General features: G+C 65.4%; 18 protein-coding genes and 9 pseudogenes. 15 read left to right on the top strand and 12 right to left on the bottom strand.

Annotation, left to right across the window (positions count from 1 at the left end):
- Nucleotides 1–276 precede the first annotated feature (276 nt).
- Nucleotides 277–1,506 carry a hypothetical protein gene (locus OG985_RS45300; protein ID WP_371666741.1) on the bottom strand — a complete coding sequence of 410 codons (1,230 nt, stop codon included), beginning with the start codon at nucleotides 1,504–1,506 and terminating at the stop codon, nucleotides 277–279.
- A gap of 102 nt (nucleotides 1,507–1,608) precedes the next feature.
- Nucleotides 1,609–1,796 (bottom strand): annotated as a pseudogene (locus OG985_RS45295) (IS5/IS1182 family transposase); the annotation flags it as partial.
- A gap of 131 nt (nucleotides 1,797–1,927) precedes the next feature.
- Between OG985_RS45295 and OG985_RS45290 the strand changes: the two are divergent.
- From OG985_RS45290 to OG985_RS45280, 3 genes and pseudogenes are all read left to right on the top strand, one after another.
- Nucleotides 1,928–2,572: a hypothetical protein gene (locus OG985_RS45290; RefSeq protein WP_371666742.1), complete on the top strand. Its 645-nt coding sequence runs from the start codon at nucleotides 1,928–1,930 to the stop codon at nucleotides 2,570–2,572.
- Between the two features lie 207 nt (nucleotides 2,573–2,779).
- Nucleotides 2,780–3,545, top strand: a pseudogene (locus OG985_RS45285) (IS5 family transposase).
- Nucleotides 3,546–3,707: 162 nt separating this feature from the next.
- Nucleotides 3,708–3,941: a hypothetical protein gene (locus tag OG985_RS45280; RefSeq protein WP_371666743.1), complete on the top strand. Its 234-nt coding sequence runs from the start codon at nucleotides 3,708–3,710 to the stop codon at nucleotides 3,939–3,941.
- Nucleotides 3,942–4,154: 213 nt separating this feature from the next.
- On the opposite strand, the gene OG985_RS45275 is transcribed toward OG985_RS45280, so the two are convergent.
- On the bottom strand, nucleotides 4,155–5,516 hold the full coding sequence (locus OG985_RS45275) for an acyltransferase family protein (RefSeq protein WP_371666744.1): 1,362 nt from the start codon (nucleotides 5,514–5,516) through the stop codon (nucleotides 4,155–4,157).
- Between the two features lie 379 nt (nucleotides 5,517–5,895).
- Here OG985_RS45275 and OG985_RS45270 point away from each other — a divergent pair, with 379 nt between their 5' ends.
- The 5 genes from OG985_RS45270 (at nucleotide 5,896) to OG985_RS45250 (ending at nucleotide 10,770) form a co-directional block, all read left to right on the top strand.
- On the top strand, nucleotides 5,896–6,471 hold the full coding sequence (locus OG985_RS45270) for an ATP-binding protein (protein WP_371666745.1): 576 nt from the start codon (nucleotides 5,896–5,898) through the stop codon (nucleotides 6,469–6,471).
- Nucleotides 6,472–7,142: 671 nt separating this feature from the next.
- Nucleotides 7,143–7,499 (top strand): transposase, encoded by a 357-nt coding sequence (locus OG985_RS45265; protein WP_371674694.1) that lies wholly within the window; start codon nucleotides 7,143–7,145, stop codon nucleotides 7,497–7,499.
- Nucleotides 7,496–8,515: a transposase gene (locus OG985_RS45260; protein ID WP_371666746.1), complete on the top strand. Its 1,020-nt coding sequence runs from the start codon at nucleotides 7,496–7,498 to the stop codon at nucleotides 8,513–8,515. Before OG985_RS45265 ends, OG985_RS45260 begins: the two co-directional genes overlap by 4 nt.
- A complete protein-coding gene (gene ltrA, locus OG985_RS45255) occupies nucleotides 8,512–9,831 on the top strand; it encodes a group II intron reverse transcriptase/maturase (RefSeq protein ID WP_371674166.1) in 1,320 nt (439 codons plus the stop codon). Before OG985_RS45260 ends, ltrA begins: the two co-directional genes overlap by 4 nt.
- A gap of 516 nt (nucleotides 9,832–10,347) precedes the next feature.
- A complete protein-coding gene (locus tag OG985_RS45250; protein ID WP_371666749.1) occupies nucleotides 10,348–10,770 on the top strand; it encodes a subtilase-type protease inhibitor in 423 nt (140 codons plus the stop codon).
- A 640-nt stretch (nucleotides 10,771–11,410) separates the two neighbouring features.
- On the opposite strand, the gene OG985_RS45245 is transcribed toward OG985_RS45250, so the two are convergent.
- Nucleotides 11,411–12,076 carry an IS630 family transposase gene (locus OG985_RS45245; protein ID WP_371674226.1) on the bottom strand — a complete coding sequence of 222 codons (666 nt, stop codon included), beginning with the start codon at nucleotides 12,074–12,076 and terminating at the stop codon, nucleotides 11,411–11,413.
- Entirely contained in the window at nucleotides 11,973–12,497 is a 525-nt protein-coding gene (locus tag OG985_RS45240) for a helix-turn-helix domain-containing protein (protein WP_371674165.1), read from the bottom strand. Before OG985_RS45240 ends, OG985_RS45245 begins: the two co-directional genes overlap by 104 nt.
- 156 nt (nucleotides 12,498–12,653) lie before the next feature.
- On the opposite strand from OG985_RS45240, the pseudogene OG985_RS45235 reads away from it, so the two are divergent.
- Both OG985_RS45235 and OG985_RS45230 read left to right on the top strand, forming a co-directional pair.
- Nucleotides 12,654–12,976 (top strand): annotated as a pseudogene (locus OG985_RS45235) (transposase); the annotation flags it as partial.
- Nucleotides 12,959–13,156: pseudogene (locus tag OG985_RS45230) on the top strand (transposase); the annotation flags it as partial. The pseudogenes OG985_RS45235 and OG985_RS45230, both read left to right, overlap by 18 nt.
- Here the strand turns inward: OG985_RS45230 and OG985_RS45225 are convergent.
- A pseudogene (locus OG985_RS45225) lies at nucleotides 13,139–13,948 on the bottom strand (IS30 family transposase); the annotation flags it as partial. The pseudogenes OG985_RS45230 and OG985_RS45225 sit on opposite strands and share 18 nt — an antisense overlap.
- A 289-nt stretch (nucleotides 13,949–14,237) precedes the next feature.
- Between OG985_RS45225 and OG985_RS45220 the strand changes: the two are divergent.
- Nucleotides 14,238–14,413 (top strand): annotated as a pseudogene (locus OG985_RS45220) (IS1380 family transposase); the annotation flags it as partial.
- Between the two features lie 175 nt (nucleotides 14,414–14,588).
- On the opposite strand, the gene OG985_RS45215 reads toward OG985_RS45220, so the two are convergent.
- The 5 genes and pseudogenes from OG985_RS45215 to OG985_RS45195 form a co-directional block, all read right to left on the bottom strand.
- Nucleotides 14,589–14,786, bottom strand: a complete 198-nt coding sequence (locus OG985_RS45215) for an IS3 family transposase (protein WP_371666820.1) — start codon at nucleotides 14,784–14,786, stop codon at nucleotides 14,589–14,591.
- Nucleotides 14,744–15,454 (bottom strand): annotated as a pseudogene (locus OG985_RS45210) (IS3 family transposase); the annotation flags it as partial. The pseudogene OG985_RS45210 and the gene OG985_RS45215, both read right to left, overlap by 43 nt.
- Nucleotides 15,455–15,456: 2 nt before the next feature.
- Nucleotides 15,457–15,765, bottom strand: coding sequence for an IS3 family transposase (locus OG985_RS45205; RefSeq protein ID WP_053743648.1), 309 nt, complete (start codon nucleotides 15,763–15,765; stop codon nucleotides 15,457–15,459).
- A gap of 245 nt (nucleotides 15,766–16,010) precedes the next feature.
- Complete coding sequence (locus OG985_RS45200; RefSeq protein ID WP_371666753.1) at nucleotides 16,011–16,424, bottom strand: hypothetical protein; 414 nt, start codon at nucleotides 16,422–16,424, stop codon at nucleotides 16,011–16,013.
- Nucleotides 16,425–16,616: 192 nt separating this feature from the next.
- Nucleotides 16,617–17,102, bottom strand: coding sequence for a transposase (locus tag OG985_RS45195; protein WP_371674250.1), 486 nt, complete (start codon nucleotides 17,100–17,102; stop codon nucleotides 16,617–16,619).
- A 779-nt stretch (nucleotides 17,103–17,881) separates the two neighbouring features.
- On the opposite strand from OG985_RS45195, the gene OG985_RS45190 reads away from it, so the two are divergent.
- Entirely contained in the window at nucleotides 17,882–18,796 is a 915-nt protein-coding gene (locus OG985_RS45190; protein WP_371666755.1) for a D-alanyl-D-alanine carboxypeptidase family protein, read from the top strand.
- Nucleotides 18,797–19,035: 239 nt separating this feature from the next.
- On the top strand, nucleotides 19,036–19,212 hold the full coding sequence (locus tag OG985_RS45185) for a hypothetical protein (protein WP_371666756.1): 177 nt from the start codon (nucleotides 19,036–19,038) through the stop codon (nucleotides 19,210–19,212).
- A gap of 1,314 nt (nucleotides 19,213–20,526) precedes the next feature.
- Here OG985_RS45185 and OG985_RS45180 read toward each other — a convergent pair.
- Nucleotides 20,527–20,922: pseudogene (locus OG985_RS45180) on the bottom strand (transposase); the annotation flags it as partial.
- Between the two features lie 230 nt (nucleotides 20,923–21,152).
- On the opposite strand from OG985_RS45180, the pseudogene OG985_RS45175 reads away from it, so the two are divergent.
- Both OG985_RS45175 and OG985_RS45170 read left to right on the top strand, forming a co-directional pair.
- Nucleotides 21,153–21,798: pseudogene (locus OG985_RS45175) on the top strand (transposase); the annotation flags it as partial.
- 136 nt (nucleotides 21,799–21,934) lie between these two features.
- A complete protein-coding gene (locus OG985_RS45170) occupies nucleotides 21,935–22,690 on the top strand; it encodes a transposase family protein (RefSeq protein ID WP_371666485.1) in 756 nt (251 codons plus the stop codon).
- The last annotated feature ends 3 nt before the right edge of the window (nucleotides 22,691–22,693 follow it).

Here is a 22,693-nt window from a genome sequence, read left to right as displayed (position 1 = left end):
CTGCAACAACTGCTAGAACTCAAGCCGACTCGCCCGCGCGGTCAAGGCCACCCACGCTGAACTCCTCGAACGCCTCCTGCCACCACGCCGACGCCGGGCCAACCCCCGCGATACTAAACGCAAAGTCGCCAGCTGGCCCCTCAAACGCGTTGTCTAATGATCAACTGTCGGCGCAGGATGCCAGGTTCTGGCGCATCTTCCGCGGAGCCTCGTGGACCCTGAATCGAATGTCATCTACTGCCACAGCCGCTTTGATCCGGCAGAGATGACTCCGGTTCACTGTTTGGCCATATAGGTGAGGTGAAATGCGGAGTCTGTGTGTTCTCCCTTATTGTTACGGCAATCGATCACTGCGGTCTGATAGTTAGATCCCGAGTCGTAGTGGGTGTCATCGACGACGCAGGAGGCAGTGCTTTTCTGAGGGGTCACCATTACAGTGGCAGCGTTGGTTTTTGTGTCGCTCCACTGCTGGTTGGCCAGCAGCACGTTGTAGCGGCCGGAGGCCGCATGTTGAACGAACACTCCCCCCGAGTCGCTTCCGTATATGCGGTTGTAGCGGATGGCGGGAGACGTAAGATTATCACTGACCGGGATCAGAGGGACCTGAGCGTGAGCGGCAGACAGGCGATAGTAGGAGCCGGCGAAGTTAGTCTGTGCAACGTCGGTAACGGAGAAGGCAGAATTTACGGGCTGCCCCGTGCTCGTGCGTGTACATTTCACCTGTACCTCTTGCCATGCGGGTGATCCTACGAGTGAGGTACTGCCCAGAGAGCAAGACTTGTCGAAGCCTGAATCGAGCGTGGCCGTCACGGCCAAAGCTGAAGGGCCTGACAGGACGGGCAGGTGCACAAGATAGCTTCCCGCTGTCCCGGTGCCGCTGACGGTAGCGACCTTGCCGGTGGTGCTGCCTTGCAGAGGCGGCGTAACAGACTGAGTAGAGGTTGGGGGGCTGTCCACCCGCATCATCGTTCGGCTGCCCGTGCCCTCAATTCCGCTGCCCTGTGCGTAGGTGAGAGTGAAAGTGGCATTCATATCGTACTGGTCGGATTGGTTGTAACATTTAACGTCGACCAGGAGATCGCCATCGATTGACTGGGGTGTGGAAGGAGTGCAGTGCCCGTCAGCGGTCAAGGATCCAGCTGGCGAGCCGATCTGATGCAGGCCTCTCGTTACGTGGACGACTCCCGGCATGTTCTTGTTCTCAGAGGTGCCCATACCGGACAGCCTCACTGTGAACTTGTGTGCCGGACCATTATCGCGGCGAACCTGGACCGAACCGGAGCTGCTACCCGACTGTGAGGCAGGCGCTGAAAGATAAGCGGACCCGGAGTCAAAACGGAACATCCCGCTCGTATTCACGTACCCCCAGCCCGTCTCGGGAGCCACCTGAAGCTGCGCGGCGACTGCCGAGGAAGCGTGAGCCTGGCCGCCCAGCGAGAGCGCGGCACCACTGAGCACAGCTGCTGCGACGGCGAACCGTGTTGCCCTGGGGATCAAAGTACGCATGACATTCGTTCCTCTTCGCTATGGGCTTTGTCGATGCGTCATACGTCTTCAGATTCCGAGGGTGATGGGGTAATCAGTACTCAAGTGCTGCATTGAGCTTCTTCAGCGTTGACGCTCCAGGGTGTGGACGGCTTTGGCGTTGACGTCATGTGGTTGGGACTGCATCGGGATCTGCGGAAGATCCGCCAGGACTTCAGGCGGGCGACGCCGCGTTCGACCGGTGCCGGTGCCGCGGCCAGGGCCCGGTTGACGCTCTTCTCGGTGGGGGTGAAGCCCCTGGTCAGCCAAGGCTGTTGCAAGGTCGGCGCGATCTTGTGAAGTGGCTGGTCATCGGGGGTGTGACCGGATAGACCGAAGCTCCGTTGGGGTGAGTGACCTCTCAAGTCGGCTACCACCAACGGAGCTTCAGTGTGAGTCTTCCATGTCCGCGGCTGTGCTGTCCTGCGTCGTCACCGGTGTGGGTGACGGGCCCGAGGCGTGGGACCCGCGGGACCGGCGCGGGCGCCGGTATCCGCTGCTCGCGCTGGTTCGCGCGGCGGCCTGCGCGGTGGCGGCCGGGGGCCGTTCGTACGCGGCGATCGGGCAGCGGCTCGGGCGTGCCCCGCAGCACACGCTGGAACGGCTGGGCTTTGCGCCGCGCGGTGCGCTGGGCGTGCGGCCTGCGGCCTGCGGCGTCGATGGACACCGTGCGCCGCGTGGTCGAGAAGCTGAACCCGGCCGGACTCGCCGCACTGCTGCGGCCGGCCGGCGAGCCTGGGACCTGTTCGAGCGGTACCCCGAGGTGAAAGCAGGTCGACGCCGGGTACCGGGGCCTGGCCAAGGCCTTTCCCGACCAGGTGACCGCCCGCCGAAGAAACCCGCCAAAGATGCCGCCGCCGCCGACGACACCGCCGCCTGGCAAGCGGAGCGCAAAGCCCAATCCTCGGCCAGGATCCCGGTCGAGCACGCCAACGCCGAGCACAAGCAGTGGCGCCCGCTCCAGCGGTACATCGGACGCCGCGAATACTACGACCAGACCCACCTCGCGATCGCCGGACTGGTCTCCGACCGCACCGCCCTGCGGTAATCACCCACCAGCCAACCCGCCAGGCCGACGCACCCCGACCTCAGTCGCGCACCACGTCGTAATCGGTAACGGACGGCGTGGCGCCACGGTCTTGCACTGAGCCTTTTCCAACCTCGTGCGTTGGCTGGGCAGTTGGCCTGACAGATGGATGAAGCCCCTGGTAGATGGGTTTTCGACCAAGAGAACCGTCTCCACCAGGAGCTTCGCATGCTTGTCTACCTGTCCGGCGTCGACGTGTCCAGCGCCGCGTGCCGCTTCCTCGCCGCCCGCCTGAGGGAACGCCGGCGCGCTCTCGGCACCCGATGGCGGCGCCTGAGCGCAGGCCGCCAGGCCCTGCTCACCCTCGTCCATCTCCGCAACGGCCACCCCTATGCCCAACTGGCGGCCGGTTTCGGGATCGGCACCACCACCGTCTACCGGTACATCACCGAGGCCGTCGAGCTCCTGGCCGCCCTCGCCCCCACGCTCGCCGAAGCAGTACGGGCCGCGTCGATGAAGGCGTACCTGATCCTGGACGGGACACTTCTGCCGATCGACCGGATCGCCGCCGACCAGCCCTTCTACTCGGGCAAAACACAAGAAACACGGCATGAACGTGCAGGTCCTAGCCGACCCGAAGGGCCGCCTCCTGTGGGCTCCACCGGCTCTGGCCGGTGCCGTCCATGACGTCCGGGCCGCACGCGAGCACGGCATCATCGACGCTCTCGCCGAGGCCGGCATCAACTGCTGGGCGGACAAGGGCTACCAGGGCGCAGGCGGCACCGTCCGCCTCCCCTACCGCGGCCGATGGGACAGCCTCTCCGCCGGACAGCAGGCCGTCAACCGGTCCCACGCAAAGGTCCGTGCACTGGTCGAACAAGCCATCGCCACCCTCAAGTCCTGGCGGCTCCTCCGTAAACTCCGGTGCTCGACGACCCGAATCACCAGCCTCGTCCAAGCCGCCCTCACCCTCCATCTGGCCAACTCAGACTGAGGATGAAAAAGGCTCACTGCTCACACCCCGATACCCCACCTCTCCCCCTGGTGTCGGGTCCCCGTTTCAGAGATGGGTAACGGTTCGGCTGGTACATGGCGCTATTGGTCGTCACACTGAAGGGCAGTCTCACACCGCACGACCTGCATGGAGGTGGTGGCGATGCCGAACACTGGCGTGTCCGTCCAGCTGACCCCCGACGGCTTCACCGTCACATGCCCCGGCACCCACATCACCGGGCACGGCCCCACCGAAACGGCTGCATGGAACGACTTCTGGAACGCCTACCATGCCCAGTGGAAACCGCCCGCCACCATCATGGCTCCCGACGGTCTGAACGGCCCGCAGCGCCGACGCAGAATGCGCACCCTGCGCGTCCGCGACCTCTTTGGCTGACCAAGCGCTCACTGCGGCCGCCACCCCGCGCACGAGAGCCAGTCGCACCGCAGACAGGTCCGGGGTGAGCGCTCACGTACTCGTGATCCGCGATAGCCGCCGACGGTCGCTTACGTGACGGCGCAAGCCGCTGGAGGGCGATATAAGCCCTCGGCGTGACGGCTCTGCGAGCACCCTTCATACTGGTGAACAGTTTCCAGACGAGACGCGCCGCTATCGGCCCGCTGTGACGTCTTGTAGGTTCCAGCCACGTGTTAGTAGTCGCTGCCGCATGAGGCGGCCGAGCGGACGTTCGACCAGTCTGCAGATGAGGAAGGCCAATCCCAGCATGCAGGTGAGTGAAAGCGACATCGCAGGCCAGAGTCCCAGCCCCGGCAGCTCCAGCAGCAGCCCCTTGGCTAGCGGAATTCCGATGCTCTGATGCACGAGATAGAACGGGTAGGTGAGCCCGCCCGCGGTGACCAGCCAGCCCCACTGAACTCGCGCCAGAGGTCCGACTCCAGCCATAGCCAGCAAGCCGAGACAAATCGCGAGCAGAACTGCACACACAAGCCAGGACAGCCGACCGACACCGCTGAACGTGGTCGCATGAGAAGCCACTCGGAATTGGAGCACGGTGAGTTCATAGCACCATGCGAAACCTAGCAGGAGCCATAGCAGCAGGTTACGACCGAACCTGCGCATGAGATAGAGCGTAATCCCGGCGACGAAAAGACCGGCATACTGGCTCAGCACGAACTCATTGAGCAGGAGTGAGCCAGTCTCCCGGGTGAATACACCAGCCAGCAGCCAAGCGCTACAGAAAAGCACCATTCGCTGATAGGTCAATCCTATGGCAAGCAGCGTTGTTATCAGCAGATAGAAACGTGCCTCTACCCAGAGCGTCCAAGTGACGCCGTTGAGCAGGTCGAGCCCCAGAGGTCCCGGAACCATCGTCAGGTTTCCCACGACCGTACGAGGATCCATTGGCGTGGCTGCCGGCCAATGGCCGAGCCGGGCAGCCAGGACAAGCACGACGACCAGGACCACCGAGCACCAGTAGCCTGGGAAAATCCGCGCAAGACGGGAGACGACAAACTGTGCTGGGCTCCGCCCCCAGCAGCTCATGCAAATAACAAATCCACTGATCATAAAGAAAAATTCGACGCCGAGCCATCCGTAGCGGCTAGCCGCATGCAGGAACGGGGCGAACTCTGCGAGGTCAGTCTTGCTCCAGAAGTGTGGAGTGGTCGTCCCCAGATAGTGGTAAGCAGCCACCGCTACCGCAGCTATGAGACGCAGCCCGTCGACTGCAGCAAGTCGCGGACAGTTCCCATTCTGGACTTGGCCGGCAATCGCGGACTCATTGAACTCAGGGGATTTCTGCAAGATGCAACGCGCAGCTTCCACTAAAAATTGCAAGGAATAGATAAACCCACCATGTCTCGCCTCACAAGTCGGCGACATGAGGGAAGTTTCTCGATCTTGACGCGTAAGACTCAGGGAAGAAACTATCCGACGACCGACTGGCCTACCTGAGTAAAGATCCTCCATGCCGCGCCACAGAGCATGCTCATCAACCGCCGTCAGCGGCAAACCCCGAGCGTGACCACCTTCTCCACGCCGGCCTGCGCCGCATCTGACGACGCACCGACCGCTCAACACGACAACTCAACGGAAAGTCAGTAACACCCAGATATACGGTGAGGGCTCCCGGCTCGAGCGGGCGCTGAAGCAGGTTTCTGAGCACAAGCCGGAGTCGGGCGATCTCGCCCACTGTCTGACCAGATGTTGGCGGACCTGACCTGCACGTCGCGGAAGGCCCCGCCATTCCTGAGACGACGCGGAATGCGACGCACCGCCGCGAGCGCAATTTCGTCTCAAAGGTTTCCTTCCATGTGGAATACGAGCGTTGCCTGTTTGAGTACGGGTTGCTCAGGGTGCTGCGGATGGGCGGGAGGAGGGTGGTCAGTAGATGAACAACCAGACGAGCCAGACGCCGCCCCTCCTGGAAGTGATCATCATGTACGCCGCCGTTTTCGACCGCCGCTTCCCCGGCCCGTCCGGCGGCACTGCAACAGGTGAGCGCCCCGGCCACGAAGCCGCGCCCAGCAACCGGCCAAAACCGATTCCCCTACCGCGTCACGCTGTGGACAACCACGACCGGGACCTCACCCAGGCACTGGAACACCGGCCCCAGGCAGCGGGAACGGCCCGGCACCTCGCCCAGGTGACCCTCCAGAACTGGCGGACCGACACCGAGGCAACCGACGCAGCTGTTCTGATCGTTTCCGAACTGGTCACGAACGCCGTCGAACACGCTCAGGCACCCATCGCCCTGCATCTGCACCGTGAACCAACCGGCAGCCGCATCTGGATCGGTGTCACCGACGGCGGTCCCGCCCCCCACCAAGGCCCCTGGACCAGCTCCTGCAGCGACGACGAACACGGCCGCGGCCTGACCATCGTCACCATGCTCGCCGACACCCACGGCACCCACCCCCACCCCGACGGCCGCACCACCCATTGGGCACGCCTCACCGCCGCCTGAAATTCCAACAGCCAGTGCGCGTCCCTGAGCTGCGTTTTCAAAGACGGCATCAGCGGACGACGGCTTGTGGCGTCTTCTTCGACTCCTAATGATGTTCAGTGCACGGGATGATGTTCAGTGCACGGGTGACAGAATCGCGCATACGCGATCTCACGTCGTTGCAGGTAGGCTCAGTCCGCAAGAGTCTTGGCCTTCTTCCGCGATGAGCTGGCCGGGTGTTCAGCGGGGCCGTCCGCGGAGCCTCCCCCTGAGCGGTGGACACGCTGATACTGGATCTGGTTGATCCGTAGGAAGCGAGAAGACCGACGATGGCGATGAAGGTACTACTGGGACGAGTTCACGGCCGATGCCGTGGCCCTGTACGAGTGCACACCCGGGGCGACCTCTAAGAGTCGACCGTTCACCTGCGGTGACGCCCCGCAGGCGTGAAAATCGGTGCAGGGGCTGTCCGCCGACGCCGCTTGATGTTTGGGCCCTGAGCCCGCGTAGGAGTCTGTGAGGGAGCCGTCCGAGGGGGCCGCACGCTGTCGCCTTGAGCACGCCGATCAGCTTCTCCGTTACCCCTTTGGCTTCCCGGGCAGCCCCTGCCTGCACCAGCACAACAAGGGGGTGCGTCATGGAGGAGTTGAGAAAAAGACCACGACGACGGCACCGTCGCCAGGGTCGCGGCGATCGACATCGCGAAGGCGTCCGGGATGATCTGCCTGCGCGTCCCGCACGACACCATCGAGGGCCGTCGCGTTCAGAAGGTCTGGACCGTCGCCTCGACTACGAACACGATCCTCGAACTCGGTGACCGGCTGGTCTGCCAGGGCGTCGAGCGGGTGGTCATCGAAGCGACGGGATCGTACTGGCGCCCGTTCTTCTACCTGCTGGAGGCTCGCGGCCTGGACTGCTGGCTGGTCAACGCGCGGGACGTGAAGAACGTCCCCGGGCGCCCGAAGACCGACAAGCTGGACGCGGTCTGGCTGGCCAGGCTTGCCGAACACGGCATGAACCGGGCCTCGTTCGTCCCGCGAAGTCGGTGAGGCAGCTGCAGGATTTCACCCGCACCCGCACCGTGTTCGTCCAGGAACGCACCCGGCACAAGCACCGCGTGGACAAGGCCCTGCAGGACGCGCAGATCAAACTGTCCGACGTCGTCTCGGACCTGTTCGGCATGTCCGGGCGAGCCATGCTCGATGCCCTGGTCGCCGGAGAACGCAATCCGCGCACCCTGACCGACCTCGCCAAAGGCAACTTGGCCAAGAAGAAGCCGGCCCTCATCGAGGCCCTGACCGGGCAGTTCGAAGACCACCACGCCCGGCTCCTGAGGCTGCTGCCGGGCACCGTCGGCCACCTCACCGCACAGTTAGGCGAACTCAACCGGCTGATCGCCCGGACGCTGGAGGAGATCACCACCCCGCCAGACCGCTCGGGCACCGGGAGCGAGCCCGCCACGACAGTCAGTGCACGGGTTCTGGCCGAGAAGCTGGACGCCGTCCCCGGGACCGGACCGGCCACCGCACAGATCATCCTCGCCGAGACCAGCGCGGACATGAGCCAGTTCCCCACGCCCGAGCACCTCGTCTCCTGGGCGAAGTTGTGTCCCCGCACCATCCAGTCCGGCGCGAAGAACAGCACGGGTCCGGCCGGGCAGGGCAACCCCTGGCTCAAGGGCGCCCCCGGCGAGGCCGCCAATGCCGCCGCCCGCACCGGCATCTTCCTCGGCGCCCGCTACCGCCGCATCGTCAAACGCCGCGGACACGCCAAAGCCCTGGTCGCCGTCGCCCGCTCGATACTCGTCATCGCCTGGCACCTGATCAACGACCCAGACGCCTCCTACCAGGAGCTCGGCGCCGACTGGCACCGCCGCCACCTCGACACCGCCCGCAAGACCCGCGATCTTGTCCGCCAGCTCCAGGCCCTCGGCCACCAAGTCGTCATTCACCCCGGCATCAGCCTGACCGGCCCGTCTCACCGTCATCCGGTCCGCACGCGGCCCGGATGCTGCCGCCTGCCCTCCCGAACATCGATTTCCTCACCGTCGCGTGGGAGAGGGTGAGGGGCAATAAGGGCGCGCGCACCGCCGGCGTGGACCGGGTCATCCCGGCCTTCATCGCCGCCGACGCCGACATCGTGGCCTTCCTGAAGAACACGCGGGAGCAGTTGAAGGCCCGCACGTTCACCCCTCTGCCGGTGCGGGAGCGCATGATCCCCAAGCCGGGCAGCGGGGGAAAGCTCAGGAGGCTGGGGATTCCCACCGCGATGGACAGGCTCGTGCAAGCCGCGCTCGTGCTGGTCCTGGAGCCGATCTTCGAGGCGTCCTTCAAGCCGGTCAGCTACGGCTTTCGCCCCGAACGACGAGCCCATGACGCGATCGCTGAGGTGCACCACTTCGGCACCAAGGGCTACCACTGGGTGCTGGATGCGGACATCGAAGCGTGCTTCGACAACATCGCACACTCCGCTCTCCTGGAGCGGATGCGCCGACGAGTCGGAGACAAGCGGGTTCTCGCCCTGGTCAAGGCGTTCCTGAAGGCGGGCATCATGTCCGCCGATGGCGAGACCAGGGACACGAACACCGGCACACCCCAAGGCGGGATCGCCTCACCGCTGTTGGCGAACATCGCCCTCTCGGCGCTGGATGAACACTTCTGTGCCAAGTGGGACGCTCACGGCAACGGCGGCAGGCGGACAGCACACCGTCGACGCGGAGGGGCGACATACCGGATCGTCCGCTACGCGGACGATTTTCTGATCATGGTGTGCGGCGCCCGAGCTCACGCGGACGCGCTGTGGGAGGAGGTCACGGCCGTGCTCGCCCCTCTGGGGCTCCGCCTGTCCGTGGCCAAGACCTGGGTCTGCCATATCGACGAGGGGCTGGACTTTCTCGGCTTTCACATCCAGCGGAGGCGCAAGAAGGGCACCAGCGAGCACTACGTCTACACCTATCCGTCGAAGAAGGCGCTGGCCTCCATCACGGGCAAGGTGCGGGCGATGACGAACAAGAGAGGTCAACGCACTCTCGCCGACCTGCTCCGCCAGCTCAACTCGGCGGTGCGGGGATGGTGTTACTACTTCCGGTTCGGGTCGTCCACAGCCACGTTCCACTATCTCGACGACTTCTGCTGGCGTCGAGTGACGTTGTGGCTGAGGAAGCAGCATCCCGGGATCGACTGGAGGACTCTGCGGCGCCGCTACTTGACCGGCGAGCCCGGTTGGCGGCCCGCAGAGGACGGGATCATGCTGTTCGTCCCGCAGCGGGTGAAGGTGACCCGCTATCGCTGGCGTGGATACAGTCCCGACACCGTGGGCGAGGGCCGCGACGGTGTGAACCGCGCGGTCCCAAGGGAGTCCGTGGAGCGCCGGATGCGGTGAGAGTCGCATGTCCGGTGCGGAGGGCGGGCCGGGGAAACGGGCTGGTCCCAAGGCCAGTACCGCGCCCCGGTCCGACCCCTACTGCACCAACGCCCTGTCACAGCAGGGTTGTTGAAGCTGAGGGCAGTTGATCCGGGTGCCTGCCGGAGCCAGAAACCTCCAATCCGGTGACTGCCGGACGGCGAAGATCCCTGACGAACGCGCGCCTTCGCCGCAGCGGCGATCAGCCGAAGTATCGCCGCCGCTCCTGCCCGTCATGGGCTTCTGGCCAACTTTGCGCTGCCAGGCAAGGGCTTACCAAGGCGAAGACTAGAACAAGTCGCTCCCCTAGCGTGTGAATACATTCCTTCGTGATTTTTTCAAGTCCTCCGCGACCTGCACACATGCCTTCCCAGCTCCATCGACTCCACCTGCGCTTCGCCCGTCCAGAACGGGTCCGTCCGGGTAGCGGAGTGGACCTGCCCAGAACAGACTCCACTCCGTCCTGACACTCCTTAACGAAGGAGCAAACCGTCCATGCGCAAACTCACGGCTCTTGCAACAGCTGTGCTCGCTGCAGCCGGACTCACGGCTACTGCCCCGTCTGCTCACGCCGGGCCTGGCAGCCTCTACGCCCCTTCGGCGCTCGTCCTGACGACCGCACGCGGTGAGGGTTTCGAGACCGCCATCCAGCGAGCAGTAACTCTCAGCTGTACGCCTCGCCCTACCGGAACACATCCCTCACCCGCCCCGGCATGCAGAGAGCTGCGGCAGACGGCCGGCCACCTCAGCACTCTCATCTCTCCAGCAGGCGGCCAACCCTGCACGAAGATCTACGCACCCGTGACAATCGGCGTCGACGGTGTGTGGCAGGGACAGCGCATCTCCTGGCAACACACATTCGCCAACCCATGCGAAAAGGAGGCCGCAACCAGCGGCAACACCGTGTTCGCCTTCTGAGCCCCACAACAGCCGCGCCACCCGCCGCCCCCAGCCGTAAGACCGGCCAGCACCGCGCCAAACGCCTCCCGCGCCCACGTCCGATCATTTCAGGCGCACGCCTGCAGATGAGCACCACCCTCAAGGTTCGAACGGGCCCCGCTTGAGGCAGTCCGATACACAGACCAGCTGACTGCCCTGTGAACTAGGAAACCTCACAGACACCACCTCACCTCACGCTTGGCCCGTACGGTGGGGGTACGGGCCAAGCACCACCTCAATCCCACCTCCGACATGGCCACTGAAGCCGCCCACATGCTCTGTGCGCGAACGTTGCTGACACGCAGAGGGATACGGGGACAAAAGCCCGGCCCAGGGTGGGCCCCGTCACAACGGATCACATCACGGTGGACTCGGTCCCAGACCGTCGCACACAGCCGCGGGGCAGGGGGTCTGTGCGCTCACCGTGTAATTGATCATGGAAGAGGCATCAAGTGAGTGACACCATGACCGAGTTCGTGGACGCCGATGACCAGGCGGATTCTTCGTGGAAGCCGCGACGGTCGAGCAGATCGACCAGCTCGTCGAGCAGGCCCGCAGCAAGGGGCTGCAGCCGACTGGCGAGGGCGGGCTGCTGCAGCAGCTAGTAGACTGTCGCGCCTTAATTTCTCTGTGTTGTTGGGTAGAGGTGGCGCAGTTTCACGCGTGCGTCGTCGGTGGTGAAGTGCCAGTCGACTTGGCGCTGGTTGCTGTTGGTGTACTGCTGCCAGGCGGCGAGTTCGGTGTTGAGCACGGCGAGGTCGTGGATGCGGCGGTCCAGGCACTGGCGGGTGAGTGCGGACAACTCGATCTCGGCGATGTTGAGCCAGGAACCGTGTTTGGGTGTGTGGTGGATCTCCAGGCGCTGGGCGAGCGCGAAGGCCCTCGCCGGGTCGAACGCCTCATAGAGCGAGGCTGTGGTGTGGGTGTTGAGGTTGTCCATGACCAGCACGACCGTGGCGGCGTCGGGGTAGTCCACGGTCAGCAGGTGCTCGACCTGGTGCGCCCAGTCGACCCTGGTCCGGCGGGACTGCGCGTCCACGCGCCGCCATCCGCGCAGCGGCTCGACCCAGCAGAAGATCGAGCAGGTCCCCGAGCGGACGTACTCGTTGTCCTCGCGCCGGTCACGGCCCGGCCGTGCGGGAAGCGGATCGCGGACGTGACCGAGCGGCTGGTACGGCTTCTCATCCATGCACACCACCGGGCGCGCCGGATCGAAGGGTCGGCGGTAGACCGCCAGGACGTCCTCCATCGCCGCGGCGAAAGCCGCATTCGCAGCCGGCGGGATGGTCCAGCACTTCTTCACATGAGGACGCAATTCCGTTTTTTAACACCCGGCCGATCGTGGAGTGGTCCAGGTCCGGGATGTCCTCGACCAGCGCGACGTGCTTCTCCAGCAGGCGCAGCGACCACCTGGCGTGTCCCTTGGGCGGCGTCGAGCAGGCCAGTGCGATCAACCGCGCCTCGACCTCGCCGGTCACTGCGGAGGGTACCGGCGGGAGTGCGCGTGCCTTCCGGCCGACCGTGGCCCACACATCACCACCGGTCTCCGCGTACCGCTTCGAGATCAGGCGGACCGTATCGCACGAGACCCCGACCCGGTCCGCGATCACCACCCGCGGAGCGACCGCGCCGGCCGAGGTGTCCAACGCGAGCAGCACCCGCGCCCGCCTGATCATCGACGCGCTGCGGACCCCCGTCGTCGTCACGCGCTCCAAAGCCCGACGATCTTCGGCACACAACGCGACCGGATACTTCTTCTGCGAGGACACGGCACCCCTGCCCGGCCGAACGGAAGCGACAAGTGACGCTCGCTCGGCCAACTCCACCAACCAGGAAGACACTTAGTCGCGACAGTCTACTAGAGCAAGAAGGTTCTGGAGTCCGCCCTGGAGGGCTAGATCACCGACCATCTCGGCTATGGCAAGCACGATCCTGCGGGCAAGGACGGCGGCAACTCCCGCAACGGCGCCCGCTCCAAGGCGGTCCTGACGGACATCGGGCCGGTCGAGATCGACGCGCCCCGCGACCGGGAGAGCTCCTTCGAGCAGGCCATCGTCAAGAAGCGGCAGCGCCGGCTGACCGGCGTGGACGAGATGGTGCTCTCGCTGTCCGCCAAGGGCCTCACGGGGGGATTTCCGCCCACCTGGCCGAGGTCTACGGCGCGGACGTGTCCAAGACGACCATCAGAAGTCTTCCAGCGCACGCCGACGGTGGTGCGCGTGGGGGCCGGTGGAGCGATCACCGCCGGGTGATCAACGGGGTGCTGTATCGCGTGCGCACGGGAGTGCAATGGCGGGATTTGCCGGAGCGCTTCGAGCCCTGGGAGACGGTCTATAAGCGTCATCGCCGCTGGTCGGCGGACGGTGGGCGGATTCTCGCCCCAGCCCTCCAGACGGGGCAGGTGCACCAGGAGCGTGGAGCGGCTGCTGCGCTCGACAAGCGTGCCGATCGCGGAGCGGCCCGTCCCGATAATCAAATCGCCTTCCCAGTGTCCGGGGACCGCGCGGTCCGTGGCCTCGGCGGGGCGTTCGCTGAGGACGACGTCCGCGGTGACATGCCCCTGCGGCTTGTTCTGCGACCGTGCACGGGGAGCCCGCAGCGCCCGGCCGGTGCGCAGGCACGTCACCAGTTCCCGCTTGAGCGCGCCACGGCCTTCGATGAACAGCGCCTGGTAGATCGCTTCGTGGCTGATGCGCATGGACTCATCATCGGGGAAGTCGACACGGAGTCGGTGCGAAATCTGCTCCGGACTCCATGCCGTCGCCCAACGTCTGTCCTGACGGTGCGGCTTGTTCAGCCCTTTCCATGCGGGCGTCTTGGGCCCGGTGACGGTCATCTTGTCGGGGCGACGGATGCTGCCGGCGAGCCGGTCCTCTACGTACTCACGCAACCGGTCGTTACCCAGGAGTTTCGCGTTCTTCGGGCGCTTGGCCGCCTGCTGAGCCTTCCACTGGGCGACCGTCGCGCGGTATTCCTGCTTGCCGCCGCGCGTGGCGGCGTTGCGGCGCAGTTCGCGAGAGATTGTCCCGGGGTCTCGCCCCAGGGCGCGGGCGATCTCGCGCACGCCCTTGCTCATCGCCATGAGGATCGCGATCTCCTCGCGCTCTTCGAACGTGAGGTACCGGCCCGAGGGCTCGGCCAACGAGATCGGAGGCATGCCGCCAGCGTGACGAAACCACCTCGCACCCACCGGCCACGACACGCCGACCACCAACGACGCCTCCACCGTCGTGACCCCCGTGGCGATCAGTCGCCAGAACTGGCGCTGCACGACCCGAGAAGGATCAGGCCGCCCCGGCGAACGCATCGCCGGCCGCAACGCACGGTCAGCGCGCCACTGCCGACGCCGCCCCTCCGGAACATCGCTGGTCTTCAAACTCCAGTCCGCCGTGGCCACGTCGCACACCTCCGAGATCAGGGTGTTGCGACAACCAGTTGAATCCACCCTGTCCTACTCGGTCGGCATGGTGATCACAGATGCGATCCACGAGCGCATGCTGAAGGTTTCGGCATCCGCCTGGACACCAGCCATCGAGGCGGACGGCGAAATCCGCGAAACGGCGCCTGGACGCGCCGAAATCACCGGCGACGTCCTAATGGCTGGCCCGAAGGCATGCGACTGAGCCTCTTCAGCGGCCACTCCCCAAGGTGAATGGGTGCCGAAGGTTGACCGCGGCACGGCCTGCAGTGATCGGCAACTTCGCGGAGACGGCCGTCACCCGATCGGTGCCAAGCTGAACAAGCTCACTGATCGTTCTGAGCTTGTTCCGCTTTGACGGACACCATCGGTGTGGTGGTCAGGCTGCGAGTGCGGTCTCGTATTCGGCGGGACTGCGATAGCCGAGGCTGCTGTGCAGACGGTGCAAGTTGTACCAGCCCTCGATGAAATCAAAGATCGCGGTGCGGGCGGCGGCCCGGCTGGGCCAGGAGACGGCGTCGAGCAGCTCCCTTTGACGGTGGCGAAGAACGACTCGGCGAGTGCGTTGTCCCAGCATTGTCCGGTGCGGCCGACCGACAGACGCACCCCCAACTGGTCTGCCAGCGCGGCGAATTGCTGGCTCGTGTACTGACAGCCACGATCCGAGTGAAAGATCACCGGCCGGGTGGGACGGCGCTTGCGGCAGGCGGCCGTGAGGGCATCGGCGACCAGATCGGTCCGCAGGTGGTCGGCTGTCGCCCAGCCGACCACGCGACGGGAGGCGATGTCGATGACGGTGGCCAGATAGAGCCAGCCCTCCTCCGTGGCGATGTAGGTGATGTCGCCGCACCAGCGGGCATCCAGGCCGGCGGGGTCGGGCTGGAAGTCCCGGACGACGAGATCGGGCCGCAGGGCAACTCGTGGATCGGGGATCGTCGTCAGGTGCCGTCGTCTGCGGTGTCGGCCCTGCAGGCCGGCAGCCCGCATCAGCCGCGCGACACGTCGGCGGCCACATCCGGCGCCTGCCCGCTTGAGCACGGCATGGACGCGCGGGGCGCCGTAGGTTCCCCGCGATCTCGTATGGACGTCGGCGATCTGTTCCGCCAGCTCGGCGTCACGGACCGCGCGGGGACCAGGCTTGGCAGCGCGGCGGGCATAGAAGGCGGTCCTGGAGACCTTCAGCAGCTCACACGCTCGTTTGACGCTGTGACCTGCACGCTTCTCCGCCTCGATGAACGGGTGCACCGTCACCGGGTCTCCTTCGCGAAGAAAGCCGTGGCCCGCTTGAGGATGTCGACGTCCTCACGCAGACGGCGGTTCTCCCGCCGCAGTGCGGCCAGTTCCTCACGTTCGCTGCTGGTCAGGCCGTCCCGCTCGCCCGCATCGACCTCGGCCTGCTTCACCCAGTCACGCACCGCGGTCTCGGTCAGATCGAAGTCCTTGGCGATCTGACCGACCGAGCGGTCACCGCGTCGACACAGCTCGACGATCTCCGCCTTGAACTCCGGCGTGAACGAGCGACGAGGGCGAGGCTTCTTCTTCCCCATGCTCTCCATGATGGACATCCTCCCGGGGCTGAACCCCTGATCTCGGATGTCCGTCAAAGCGGATCAAGCCCAGTTCGGCAGATTTCCCCGTCCCCACGACAGCACCTCAACACCTGGAACAGTGGACCCCAGCGCCAACCCGAGACGACACTCGGGGCCGCGGCCCTGCCCAGCCTCAGCCTGCAACGCGAAAACGGTCCACCGACTCCGTCGGCGGACCGTCACAACACTTCAAGGTTCAAAGCTCCGAGACCTTACGATCCCTCCACCAGGCCGGCGATGGCAGCTCGGGCCACTTGGAGGCTGGCTTGGCTTTTCGATGGTGACAGTATCTGCACTTGGAGCACTTCCTCTCCATCGCGGACCATCGTGACACCGTTCCCTGAGGCCGCTTCATCTCCGACGCCCGCGACCTTTGCTAGGCCTAGCGTTTCCGGAGAAAAAAATGACTGCCCATGCCACGTTGTGATGGCCATGCCGCCCTCCCCCACCGCGCTCCCATCTGCAAAGGTGTACTTGCACGACCTTCCCCTGAACTCCTCGAGAGGGCCTGCCTGCTTGATAACAGGAGTGTTCAGGATGCCGGAAAGGTCCGAGGCCGAAACAAGAGTGCACGGATCCACGGATCCCCTCTCACCGCCAACTGCAGACGCCGTCTTCTGCTGCACACTGCGCGGACGGTCGGGCGCAGAATGTGAGGAGGTAGGTGTCGTCTGACACCCGGCAGTGCACAGGATGACCGCCACGGCAGCGCAGCCCCCTGCAACGACGCGCTGAACGTTGCTTCGCAGATTCATGACTCCATAAAACGAGCGGCCGCCCCCACGGGCGTGAGTACTCGCTGCTCACTGCATCGCTGATCAACGAGGCCAGTCGCCGACGCTGCCAGCCTGTGCGCTGGACGCCGGCGGCCGCCGAGAAGAGGTCGTAGCCCCCGCACGCCGCCCGAGCTCTTTTACCTCGGCCCAGGTCGCCTCCTTCCACACGGTCACGGCCTGCTCATCGTGCTCGACCACCCGCCGCGCGGGTACCTGAGGACTGAAGCCGAGCCGGTGCATCAGCCTCGTGGCACCCGAGACGCTGTAGGAGACGTGGAACTTCCTGCCGATCAGCGTGGCCACCCGGGCAGCAGTCCACACCTGGTCCTCCACCCAGCCATGCGCGGCAGGCCCCTCATCGATGTACGCAGCCAGCTTTTCCAGACAGCGCGGGGACAGGCGGCATCGCGATCCACTCGAGCCACGAGAGACCAAGGCCTGCACGCCACCGTCCCGCCACATCTGCTGCCACTGGTAAGCCGACTTCGGGCTCACCCTCAGGCGTCGTGCGACTTCCGGCGGCTTGATGTTCTGCTCAACACTCCAGGCCCATCAGAGACGTCGAAGAAGATCACCCTAACAAGTCGAAGTCAGTACCTACCCGGCGTTGGGCCTTCACCCCTGATCTTGACCACACGAGACGTGGATCCTGAGGACCTGAGAACTGACGTCCATAGTCATGAAGCACTACCCCGCCGGTGAGTCCACTCAGCTCAAGCAGCCTCGTGTCGCATAAAGCAATCCTCGACGGCCGTCAGCGGCCCGCGACGCCGGTCAGCATGTCAAGTGAGGTGCCGACGGAGCAGCAGGCGAATCTTCCTCGGCCGCTTAGGCTGCGACGGGCGCTCCCCCAGTACCCGTCGTTCTGCGCGGTCCCAGGGCGGAAGCTCGACGCGGGCCCGGTTCGTGATCCGACGACTGTAGGCTTCTGCGCCGCAAAACCGGCGTTTTCCCCACGTCTGTCGTGGCAAGCCGGGAGGCAGGTTGCGGGCGTCCTGGCCGCGGTGGCCATGACTGGACCGACGTCGGTCGGCTCGAGTTGCCTTTGCACGTGGAGAGAACGCCAGGGATGACTCGCCGCCTCGCCGAACCTATGCCTGGCTCTGCAGCAGTTGAGTGGTGACTACCCAGGCCGACGGCGTTGATCTTCCGTCTTTCCTCGTGAAACCGTCTGGCAAGGTGACCAGCGGGCCCGCTCCCAGTCGCCGGGTCCTCCTGTCGTGCTGAGCCAGCGGCACAGTCGATGCGCCGTGTTGGGAGATTTCACGTTGTCCACTTGTCTGCACGAGGTTCGTTTCCGGCGAGCCGTGGCCGTCACAGCTACCACTGGTGCGCTGCTGGCGAGCGCCGCCGTGGCTGCGCCTGCCCTGGCTGCGCCTGCCCTGCCTGTGCCCGCCCCCTCGGTCAGCGCCAAGGCGGCGTTGATGCTCGACAGCGTCACCGGCTCCACGCTCTACAGCAAGGACGCCGGCACCAGGCGGCCCATGGCCAGCACTACCAAGATCATGACGGCGCGTGTGGTGCTGGGCACACCAGAGCTGAACCTCGGCCGTAAGGTGACCATCAAGCAGGCCTACCGGGATTATGTGACCACCCAGGGAGCAAGCACGGCGGACCTGAAGACCGGCGACAAGGTCACCGTCCGCCAGCTGCTGCACGCGATGATGCTGCCCTCAGGTTGTGACGCCGCGATGGCCCTCGCGGACACCTTCGGCACGGGCACGACCCTCTCGGCACGCACCCAATCGTTTATCGGCAAGATGAACAGCAAGGCCGAGGTCATGGGCCTGACGAACACTCACTTCGACTCCTTCGACGGCAACTCGACGCAGAACACGAACTACACGACACCGCTCGACCTCGCCAAGCTCACCCGTAGTGCTATGAAGAACACGACGTTTATGGGCATCGTAAAGAAGACGAAGACCGTCCAGTACGCGACAACGAGCACGAACGGCACCCGCACCTATACCTGGTACAACACTAATAAGCTACTGGGTTCCTACAGCGGCGCGACCGGTGTCAAGACCGGCACCAACACGCCGGCCGGCCCCTGCCTCGTCTTCTCCGCACTCCGCAACGGCAAAACTGTCGTCGGAGTACTCCTCAATGACCAAGACCGATTCCAGGACGCCGCCAAGCTGATGGACTACGCCTTCGGCACCACCTCCGCCGGCACCATGCAGCTGCGCACCCTGCCCACAGGCGCACAGCACGACTGACCCGCAGAAACCGCGCCCCGCACTGAATACCATCGCGTTTCCCTGTGAGCATCCCTAGCCTGATCAGCAGTCAAGTGACACTCTTCCGGATGCAGGCCGAAAGGACTCAGTCAGGCGCTCGCGCGAATCATCACGCATGGAGCATCACCATCGTCAACGTCCAGCCGCCCCGGAATGAAACAATGAACTCACAAGTCATGACCCCGCCGCAGACCTTTGTGATTGCCGCGATAGGGGGTTTGAGTGTCGTCATAGGCATGGGCCTCGCCATCCTCATCGGCTTGGCCGCCATGGCGTCCTGCAACCACCTCGTCCGCCGCCTGAACGCTCTCCGCGACCGCCGCGCCGCTCCCACCGACCTGGACATCTGCCAAGGCATCGCCGCCGCAAGCAGCGACCACGACCACAGGGCATAACGCACTGAAGCGAATCCCGTCGTGCGTCAAACTTATCAGGGGCTTCTGAACCGCCCCGGTTCGGTAGACCTCTCAGATTGTGGCTGTGAACTGGGGTTTTGTGAGGTCCGTGTAGTAGTTGGTCTCGTACTCGACGGGTGGGACCGTAGCCTCTTCACCGTGCAGGCGCCGGTGACAGTATCCAGTCGATCCACTCGGCGGTGGCCAACTCGACCTGGGGAAGGTCTTCCAGGGCCGTCGGGCGTGCTCATCAGCGTGCTGCCCGAGGACTCGACGAGTTCCTCCATGCGTACGGCGTTTTCCGCCATCCGCTTGTCCAGCGCCCGGATCTCCGTGACCAGATCACGGGCAAGGTCTTTGCGGATCTTTTCGACGGCGCCGGCGGGGCGGACCGTGCGCAACAGTGTGGCGGCCTGGTCCGCCGACAGCTGAGGCGGAGCCCCACCGGGCAGCAGGTCACGCAGCACCGCGTGCAGCTGGTTGACGGTGCGGACCCGGGCCTGGGCGAGGTTGGCGCATCGTGAGCAGGGCCAGGGCTGTGGTCGTCCACGTTCACCTCACGCCCGTCTTCGTGGATGTGGGCCGTGGCTGCGGCGGCAGCGTCGAACCGGTCATTCTTGCGGCCACCGCCACGGGTGAGCCGACGGACTCGTCCACGACGCTCTCCCCGCGGGCGAGAAGCCACTGAGCCAGGCGGCCGAGCCCGTTGGCGTTCTGCACCACCCACTTACGCTGCGGCCAGCGGCGGCCCCAGGTCAAGAGACGCCGGTAGTCCGCCAGGCTCGCCTCGATCCTCAGCGAGCCCCCGGCAGACAGGGTCGACGGCGGTAGCGGTGTGAGTGGACTTGTGCGGGTCAACACCGAGCAGTCACGGCAATTCTTCCTTACGACCGGACGACAGGACGTCCACGGTCGACACGCCGACTTCCGGAACCGCTGCCGGAACACGCCTCTGTTGGATCAGACCGTGGACGGACACCGGGCCGGGGGTACTCCCCCAGGCTGCCGGATGCGAAGGCAGTGGCCCACTCCTCGCCTACACCTGCCACCCATGAGTTCCGCCACCCACGAACGTCGCGGCACAGCCCGCGCACCCTCGCCCACCAGAATCGATCATGGAGTAGCCCATGCTCACTCAGCAGCTGCCCGTTCCTGATCCAATAAGGACGCGATGCCAATAGAGCCTGGCTCCCCCGCCAGAAGCATCGCACGTGGGTTGTCTTCGCCCGGCACAGGAGAAGGCAACCCACGCCAGGCCTGTCCAGTCAACGGCTCTGTTCCGTAGTCGGTGGTGACGGTGCGTTCTCCCCATTGCAGGAGGATGCGGTGACGGAGGAGGGCGAATCCTGCTCGGCCGTGCATCTGCCGCATGATCTTCTTGGTTCGGGTATTGACGCCCTCGGTCCGGCCGTTGTGGTGGGGCAGGGTGAGGCCGGCGTTCACGGCAGCGCGGTCGAGTTCCAGGCCGTTGCAGAAGCTGTGCAGATGGGGCAGGCCAGTGGTGCGGACTGTGGCGATCCACTGGGTGAGCTTGTCGTCGTTGGCCTGGGCCGGAGTCAGGAACGGGGCCAACTCGCCGGTGCGTCCAGCGAGTTCGGTCATCTCCGGGCACGCCGCGACGAGGAGGCCGAGCAGGTCGATGTCCTTGGTCCCCAGGTACTCGGGGTGGGTGAGCAGGAGCCGGGCGACGCGGCGGGGGGTGTCACGGGGCGATCGCCTTTCCAGCTCGCGGATCCTCTTCCGCGCGGCGGCGACTCTGCTTCCACCGAGCCCGGGGCCGGGTCCGGCGCAGCCGTCGTCGGCCCAAGGTGCGTCCAGAGAAGTGGTGTACGGGTTCGACCTGATCCGGGGGTTTGCTCCGGCATCGGGATGGTGCCCGCATGGATGAACGGCCACCGGCTGATCTTCGAAGTGTCGCAGCCTCGAAGGAGATCAGCACGATGACCACGCCTGACAGTGTGCCCCTGCACGCCCTCGCCGAGGACAATTCTCGCCGCGGCGAGCCCCGATCTGCTGCGCGCGATGGTCAAGACGTTCACTGACGCGCTCATGTCCGCCCAGGCGGATGCCCTCTGCAACGCCGAATACGGGCAGGTCAGCGACGAACGCGTCAACCACCGCAACGGATATCGCCCGCGCGAGTGGGACACCCGCGCCGGCACCGTCGAACTCGCCATCCCCAAGCTCAGGTCCGGGAGCTACTTCCCGCACTGGCGGCTGGAGCGACGTCGGCGGGCTGAGCAGGCCCTGATCTCAGTGGTCGCCGCCGCCTACCTGCTCGGTGTCCGTACGCGCCGGGTCGAGAAACTCGCCGAGCCCCTCGGCGTCACACAACTGTCGAGTCCCAGGTCAGTGCGATGGCCAAGAAACCTGGACGAACAGGTCGCCGCATTATTCCGCAACCGACCCCTGGACCAAGGCCCTTACGCATTCGTCTGGATCGACGCCCTGACCCAGAAGGTCCGCGAGGGCGGCCGCATCATCAACGGCCACGCGCTGATCGCGGTCGGCGTGAACGCCGACGGCCACCGCGAGATCCTCGGCATCGACGTCGCCTCCAGCGAGGACGGTGCCGGCTGGCTCGCCTCCTGCGCTCATTGAGCGTTTTCAGGGTGGCCACTGATCGAGTGATGCAAGGGGATGGCTGGCAGGGCAACGGACGAGGCTCCCAGGCAGTTGAGAGAGGTATCTGACATCTGATCTCGGTTGCCGGGGAGCCCCGTTGATTACGTATCCTGCCGCACTCGACCTCCCGCATGCCCTCGTGGAGACGGTCACGATGCTGATCGTCCTTCGTGAGGGTGACCGCCGGTGCAAGCTCCGTCCGTCCGCGCGTGCGGTTGTCGCGCTCGTGTACTTGCGCCAGCACACCACGCTGGCCCAGATCGCCGCTGGTTTCCGCATCAGCGTCGGGACCGCGCACGCCTATGTCCGCTCCGTGGTGGGCCTGCTGGCGCGCCGGGCTCCGGGGCTGACGCGGGCCCTGCGTGAAGTGAAGGCCCGGGCGGAATACGTGCTGGTGGACGGCACCCTCGCGGAGTGCGACCGGGTCGGTGACGGCCGCGGGGACTACTCGGGAAAGCACCGGCGTCACGGTGTGAACCTGCAGGTCGTCACCGATCCGGACGGCACCATCGTATGGATCTCGAAGGCGCTGCCCGGTCGCACCCACGACCTCACCGCCGCCCGCACCCACCGGATCATCGACACCTGCCGCAGACTCGGTATCCCGGTCCTGGCCGACCTCGGCTACCTCGGTGCCGGCGGCACCATCACCACCCCGATCCGACGTTCTCCCGGCAAAGAACTCAACCGCCGGCAGCTATCGCTGAACAGGGCTCATGCCCGCCTGCGCTACCCGGTCGAGCGCGGCATGGCCCGATTGAAGACCTGGCGGATCTTCCGCAAAGCCCGCTGCAGCCCCACCTGGCTCACCACCGCAGCCAAAGCCGTCCTCACCCTTGAGAGCTACTGCTGAAAA

Origin of the sequence: Streptomyces sp. NBC_00289, from assembly GCF_041435115.1 — a bacterium.
In the GTDB taxonomy this organism is placed as follows: Bacteria; Actinomycetota; Actinomycetes; order Streptomycetales; family Streptomycetaceae; genus Streptomyces.
Note: the sequence above shows the minus strand (reverse complement) of the source record. Positions and strands in the feature narration are given on the sequence as shown.

Coding starts and splice junctions, on each gene's coding strand:
- OG985_RS45300 (WP_371666741.1), bottom strand. CDS start 1,506: ATGCGTACTTTGATCCCCAGGGCAACACGGTTCGCCGTCGCAGCAGCT.
- OG985_RS45290 (WP_371666742.1), top strand. CDS start 1,928: ATGTCCGCGGCTGTGCTGTCCTGCGTCGTCACCGGTGTGGGTGACGGG.
- OG985_RS45280 (WP_371666743.1), top strand. CDS start 3,708: ATGCCGAACACTGGCGTGTCCGTCCAGCTGACCCCCGACGGCTTCACC.
- OG985_RS45270 (WP_371666745.1), top strand. CDS start 5,896: ATGAACAACCAGACGAGCCAGACGCCGCCCCTCCTGGAAGTGATCATC.
- OG985_RS45250 (WP_371666749.1), top strand. CDS start 10,348: ATGCGCAAACTCACGGCTCTTGCAACAGCTGTGCTCGCTGCAGCCGGA.
- OG985_RS45215 (WP_371666820.1), bottom strand. CDS start 14,786: ATGCTGGGACAACGCACTCGCCGAGTCGTTCTTCGCCACCGTCAAAGG.
- OG985_RS45205 (WP_053743648.1), bottom strand. CDS start 15,765: ATGGAGAGCATGGGGAAGAAGAAGCCTCGCCCTCGTCGCTCGTTCACG.